This window comes from Neisseria sp. P0021.S006 (assembly GCF_051956895.1).
This window is the reverse complement of sequence record NZ_JBQCWZ010000076.1, coordinates 1-4157: the sequence shown is the minus strand read 5'-3', so window position 1 is coordinate 4157 and position 4157 is coordinate 1. Positions and strand designations below refer to the sequence as shown.

At 52.8% G+C, this 4157-nt stretch carries 3 protein-coding genes; 1 reads left to right on the top strand and 2 read right to left on the bottom strand.

The window, feature by feature from the left end; genetic code table 11:
* Positions 1-96: 96 nt before the first annotated feature.
* The gene (locus tag ACTHUM_RS10630) at positions 97-888 is read right to left on the bottom strand and encodes a DsbC family protein (RefSeq protein ID WP_440402866.1); all 792 of its coding nucleotides are present in this window, start codon (positions 886-888) and stop codon (positions 97-99) included.
* A 135-nt stretch (positions 889-1023) separates the two neighbouring features.
* On the opposite strand from ACTHUM_RS10630, the gene ACTHUM_RS10625 reads away from it, so the two are divergent.
* A complete protein-coding gene (locus ACTHUM_RS10625) occupies positions 1024-3213 on the top strand; it encodes a primosomal protein N' (protein WP_440402867.1) in 2190 nt (729 codons plus the stop codon).
* A 79-nt stretch (positions 3214-3292) separates the two neighbouring features.
* Here ACTHUM_RS10625 and ACTHUM_RS10620 read toward each other — a convergent pair whose 3' ends face one another.
* A complete protein-coding gene (locus ACTHUM_RS10620; protein WP_070585107.1) occupies positions 3293-3967 on the bottom strand; it encodes a hypothetical protein in 675 nt (224 codons plus the stop codon).
* Between the last annotated feature and the right edge of the window lie 190 nt (positions 3968-4157).

Sequence of the window (4157 nt, the reverse complement as noted above, 5' to 3'; positions counted from 1 at the left end):
ATATTTGTCTGTATCGAGGCCGTCTGAAGGCAGTTGATGGCGGATGACATGAAAAAAGGACGCGTAAAGCGTCCTTGATGGAGATTAAACCCTGTATTACTGGTTTTTCTCGATGATTTCTTTGAGGTGAGGCATAGGGCTGTAACCGCTTTGGCTGCGACCGTTAGGGAAGACCACGGTCGGTGTGCCGTTGAAGCCGAATTGTTCGCCCAATGAAGTGGTTTCAGCAACAGGGTTTTCGCAGTTTGCTTTGCCGTTTGGGAGTTTGCCTTTGCGCATCCAGTCGATCCATGCCTGGGTCGGATTAGGTTGGCACCACAACAGCTCGGCTTTGCGCGCGGCATCAGGGTGCAGGCTTGGAATCGGCATCATGAAGGTATAAATCGTGATGTCGGTCATTTTTTCAAATTCATGCTCCAAGCGTTTGCAGTACGGGCAGTCCGGATCGGAGAAAACAGCGACTTTCAGTTTGCCGTTGCCGCGCACTTCTTTGATAGCTTTGTCCAAAGGCAGGGAAGCGAAGTCGATTTTGTTCAAATCGGCGGCGCGTTCTTCAGTCATGCTTTGGCGCGTGTTGACGTTGATGAGGTCGCCAACGAGCATATAGTCGCCTTTGGCATCGGTATAGATGATTTGTTTGCCGCTGACGACAACTTCATAAATGCCTTTAATCGGTGTTTCACTAACGCTCAAAACTTTCAAATCTTGGGCGGCATAGACTTTTTCCAAACGCGCTTTCAAAGAAGCGGCAACGGATTTGTCGGCAGGTGCTTCCGCTTTGACAGCAGGGGCAGGCGCCGCGTTGGCGTTGGATACGGCAGGTTGACCGCATGCCAATAAAGGAAGGACGGCAAACGGTGTTAAGATTTTGATTAACTTGGTTTTCATGCGAAAGACTTGCGTGTGTTGAAAGTAAGGCATTGTATCAAACCTCTGTTATGTCTGCATTGTGCTAAGGCTCAAATTATCGTCTGAAAATAGCTTTCGGCTGTTAAAATACGAAAAAATGATTTGATTGTTTGTATGTTCTACCACCGTATTGCCGTAAACGTGCCGCTTTCAGACGGCCTTTTGACGTATTCCCATTCCGAGCCGCTTCCTCCGGGAACGCGAGTGCTTGTGCCTTTCCGCAATAAAACCGTTGTCGGGATGGTGTGGGAAACGGATATTGCGCCCGATATGGATACGGCGCGGATTTTGAGCGTTCAGACGGCCTTTGTGGAAGAAAAGCCGTTGCCTCAAAGCTGGCGTGATTTGTTGGCGTTTACGTCGCGTTATTACCACTATCCGACCGGGCAGGCAGTGTTTGCCGCGCTGCCGCAGGGTTTGAAGGAAACGCACACGGTAGAAATGCCGCAGCCGCCGCTGTTTTACGCGCTGAACGAAGCGGGCAGGGCGCAAACGCCGCCGCCGGCTCGGTTCAACAAAAAAGCGGCTTTGTGGGACGCGTTGCTGTCGGGCGAAATGACGATGGCGGCGTTGAAGCAGGTGAACGCGCAGGCGGCGAAATTAATCGAAGATTGGGCGGAACAGGGTTGGATTAAAACGACGGAAGCGGCGAAGCCCGTTTTAAGGTCGTGTAATGGCCAGGCTTCGCACTCTGAATTTGTATTAAATGCCGACCAGCAGAAGGCTTCCGATGAAATTCAGACGGCCTTTGGTAAATTTCAACCGTTTTTGCTGTACGGCATCACCGGCAGCGGCAAGACCGAAGTGTATTTCGATGCGATGGCGAAAGTGTTGGCGCAGGGGCGGCAAGTGTTGTTTTTGTTGCCGGAAATCAACCTCACGCCGCAGCTTTTGAAGCGGGTGGAAAACCGTTTTGCCGATGTGCCGACCGCCGTGTTGCACAGCCAGATGGCTGCGGGCAAGCGCACGCAGGATTATTTGCGCGCTATGTTGGGGCAGGCGAAGCTGGTGATTGGCACACGGTTGGCGGTGTTCACACCTTTGCCTGATGTCGGGCTGATTGTGGTCGATGAGGAACACGACGGCTCGTTCAAACAAGACAACGAATTGCGCTACCACGCCCGCGATTTGGCGGTGTGGCGGGCGAAGCAGAGCGGCTGTCCCGTCGTGTTGGGCAGTGCCACGCCCAGCTTGGAGAGCTGGCACAAGGCGCAAAGCGGCGCGTACCGCCTGCTGCAACTGACCGAGCGCGCCCATGCCGCCGCGCAACTGCCGCAAGTAGAAATTCTCAACGTAGGCCGTCTGAAACTTGACAACGGCTTCTCGCCGCAAGCCTTGCAGCTTTTAAAACAGAATTTTGAAGCAGGTGGCATGTCGCTGGTGTACCTCAACCGGCGCGGTTTCGCGCCCGCGCTGTTTTGCGGCGACTGCGGCCATACCTTCGGCTGTCCAAACTGCTCCGCTAAAATGGTGCTGCACCAACGCGCCTGCCAACTGCGCTGCCACCACTGCGATCATCGCGAACCCATCCCGTTCAAATGCCCCGACTGCGGCAACCAAGACCTGACCGCCGTCGGACACGGCACACAGCGCGTCGAAGAAACCCTGCGCGTCTTCCTGCACAAGGCCGCCGTCGTCCGTGTCGACAGGGACAGCACTGCGCACAAAAACGACTGGGCGGATTTGTACCGCCGCATCGCAGACAACGAAATCGATATTCTGGTCGGTACGCAGATGCTCGCCAAAGGCCATGATTTCGCGCGGCTCAACCTTGTTATCGTGTTGAACGCCGATGGCAGCCTGTACAGCGCGGACTTTCGCGCGCCGGAAAGACTGTTCGCCGAGCTGATGCAGGTGTCCGGCAGGGCGGGGCGTGCCGACAAACCCGGCAAGGTGTTGATACAAACCCAACTGCCCGAACATCCCGTCTTCGCCGCCGTCAAAGCGCAGGACTACGCCGTGTTTGCCGAAAACGAATTGAACGAACGGCAAATGTTCGCCATGCCGCCTTTCGGTTTTCAGACGGCCGTCCGTGCCGATGCGCCGCGCTTTGCCGATGCGATGGAATTTCTCAACACCGCCAAAGAAACCCTCGCTCCGCTTTTGCCCGAAAGCGTCTCCCAGTTTGGTGCCGCTCCGATGCTGATGGTGCGCCTTGCCGAACGCGAACGTGCGCAAGTTTTCCTCGAATCGACATCCCGACAAGATTTGCACCGTGCCGTGAGTTTGTGGGTGCAGGTGTTGCAGCAAAACCGCGACGGTAAAATCAGATGGTCGGTGGACGTTGATGTGCAAGAGGCTTGATTGAAATGGCTCAATCAATAAGGAAATAAAAGGCCGTCTGAAAATCTGTTTTCAGACGGCCTTAAGTTTTTGAATCGGTTTAGAAGAATTTTGCAGCTATATAGCCGAGTGCAAGCAGGCTCAAAACGGCGAATACGATAGCCATTGTAAGCAGGAACTGTGTTTTCTTCCTCGCTGCAAGTGCTGCCAGCTCAGGATTTTGGTCTAACTCTTCGCGTAGTTGGGATTCCAACTCGGCACGGATTTTCTTGCGCAGCTTTTTCTCTTCCTGCTCGCGCTCGTATTTGAGCTTGTGGGCAATTTCGGTTTGTTTTTTATGCTCGAAAGAGATTTTTTCCTGCCATTCAATGCGCTTACGCTGGATGGCCAGCTCATTTTTTTCTGTCAAATCAAAGTGGCAGGTTTTACATTCCTGTGCATCTAGTTCGTCAATAATCGTCATGCAGACGGGGCATTGGATAGGGTCGGGAGTATTGGCTGCCGACATAGTTTCTTCTTCAACTGCTTCCAATTCCATAGACTGACGGACGATCACGTCCAAACCCAAATAGCTGAAGTAATGCTGCGCATTTTCGCGCTCATCTTGGGTACATTTTTCGGCCACAATCGCTTGCGGACGCTCAGCCAAGGCTTGAATCAGGCTCTCGACTTCGTTTTCGGGCAGGTTCTCATACAGGCAGGCGTGGATGAGCTCCCTATCCGTGTTCGGCGGATAGGAAACGTATACGTCGAAAAATTTTTCTTGTTTGCTCATTGATATCCCATGAGTATTTCGACTGCGTCAACCAAATGGGTTTAGCCTAAGGTTTTGTTATTGTGTTTGAGCTGTTTTGGCTTATGATACGAGCCAAAACAGAGGCTGCAGTCTCAGGCAGACCAGGTACGGTTTGCCTTTGTGTCGTTAATCGGCTGGACAATAATTTTTTATTTATATGGAAACATAC

What these genes read in the sequence shown, in the direction of transcription:
- ACTHUM_RS10630 (WP_440402866.1), bottom strand. Translation starts at nt 888, where the DNA reads ATGAAAACCAAGTTAATCAAAATCTTAACACCGTTTGCCGTCCTTCCT.
- ACTHUM_RS10625 (WP_440402867.1), top strand. Translation starts at nt 1,024, where the DNA reads ATGTTCTACCACCGTATTGCCGTAAACGTGCCGCTTTCAGACGGCCTT.
- ACTHUM_RS10620 (WP_070585107.1), bottom strand. Translation starts at nt 3,967, where the DNA reads ATGAGCAAACAAGAAAAATTTTTCGACGTATACGTTTCCTATCCGCCG.